Source organism: Rhodococcus sp. EPR-134 (genome assembly GCF_001647205.1).
Classification (GTDB): Bacteria; Actinomycetota; Actinomycetes; order Mycobacteriales; family Mycobacteriaceae; genus Rhodococcus_F; species Rhodococcus_F qingshengii.
The window spans coordinates 1-1574 of the sequence record NZ_LVCT01000721.1; the positions used below are offsets into that span (position 1 = coordinate 1).

Below are 1574 nucleotides of genomic sequence, written 5' to 3' on the forward strand. Positions count from 1 at the left end.
CAATCCCACCAGAACCCACGTTCCGAAGGAATTCAAGAGGTTCACGGGATCGAGGAAGCCGGGCAGCAAGGCCAGGTTCGTCACGGATTCAGTTGCTGCCTGCACATTCACGGTGGCCAGAGTACCGGCCGAATCTGAGTGTTTCCCACCACCGCAGGTCATCGCGTCGGTGGCGGCGGGCCGAGACCGCAAAGAGACGTGACGAGTCGGACTTGCCATACTGCTAGGACCACACGAAGCGCTTTCACATCGCCGAGCGCTCCGAACGACACGTATATGGAGGACTCCCGCCGTGCCTATCGCAACTCCCGAGGTCTATGCCGAGATGCTTGGTCGGGCCAAGGAGCATTCCTTTGCCTTCCCCGCCATCAACTGTGTCGGCTCCGAATCCATCAACGCAGCCATCAAGGGTTTCGCGGACGCCGGCAGTGACGGCATCATCCAGTTCTCGACGGGCGGCGCCGAGTTCGGTTCCGGTTTGGGCGTCAAGGACATGGTCACCGGCGCTGTTGCGCTCGCCGAGTTCGCACACGTGATCGCGGCAAAGTACGACGTCACCATCGCGCTGCACACCGATCACTGCCCGAAGGACAAGCTGGACACCTACGTGCGTCCGCTGCTCGCGATCTCGCAGGAGCGCGTCGACGCCGGTCGTAACCCGCTGTTCCAGTCGCACATGTGGGACGGCTCGGCTATCCCGATCGACGAGAACCTGGCCATCGCCAAGGAACTGCTCGCCCTCTCGAAGGCTGCACGCATCATCCTCGAGGTCGAGATCGGTGTCGTCGGCGGCGAAGACGACGGCGTCGAAGCCGAGATCAACGACAAGCTCTACACCTCGAGCGAAGACTTCGAGAAGACGGTCGATGCTCTGGGCATCGGCGAACAGGGCAAGTACCTCCTTGCCGCCACCTTCGGCAACGTCCACGGCGTCTACAAGCCGGGCAACGTCAAGCTCAAGCCCGAGGTACTCGAAGAGGGCCAGAAGGTCGCCGCTGCCAAGCTCGGTCTGGCTTCCGGTTCGCAGCCCTTCGACTTCGTCTTCCACGGTGGATCGGGATCGTTGAAGTCGGAGATCGAGGACTCGCTGAACTTCGGCGTCGTCAAGATGAACGTCGACACCGACACCCAGTACGCGTTCTCCCGTCCGATCGCCGGACACTTCTTCACCAACTACGACGGCGTCCTCAAGGTCGACGGCGAGGTCGGAAACAAGAAGGCATACGACCCGCGCAGCTACCTCAAGAAGGCCGAAGCCGGCATGACGGCTCGCGTCGTCGAGGCGTGCAACGACCTGAAGTCGGCCGGACGCTCGGTGTCGGCAGGCTGATCGGTTTCACAACTGCGCTTCACAGAACAAAATGCGCGCCGGCGAAATTCTCGCCGGCGCGCATTTTCTGTTCAGGTACCTACTTGCTGGGATCGCAGACCTTCCACGTGCCGTCCTGGCGCTCGAGGTCGAACGTGCGCCACGACTGCTCGCCCGTGCTCGGCAAACTTGCCTGGACCTGAGCGATCGCGGTGTCGTCGGTGATGCGCACCGCGTCGACGGCTCCGACCTGCGGGATCGTCTT

Annotated in this window: 2 protein-coding genes; one reads left to right on the forward strand and one right to left on the reverse strand. The window is 62.3% G+C overall.

The genetic code is table 11. From position 1 onward, the window contains the following. The first annotated feature begins 292 nt into the window (after positions 1-292). Positions 293-1330 (forward strand): class II fructose-bisphosphate aldolase, encoded by a 1038-nt coding sequence (fbaA, locus tag A2J01_RS31185; protein ID WP_064114276.1) that lies wholly within the window; start codon positions 293-295, stop codon positions 1328-1330. Positions 1331-1409: 79 nt separating this feature from the next. Here fbaA and A2J01_RS37530 read toward each other — a convergent pair. After that, the coding region (locus A2J01_RS37530; protein ID WP_442971586.1) for an Rv0361 family membrane protein at positions 1410-1574 on the reverse strand (165 nt) is incomplete at its 5' end.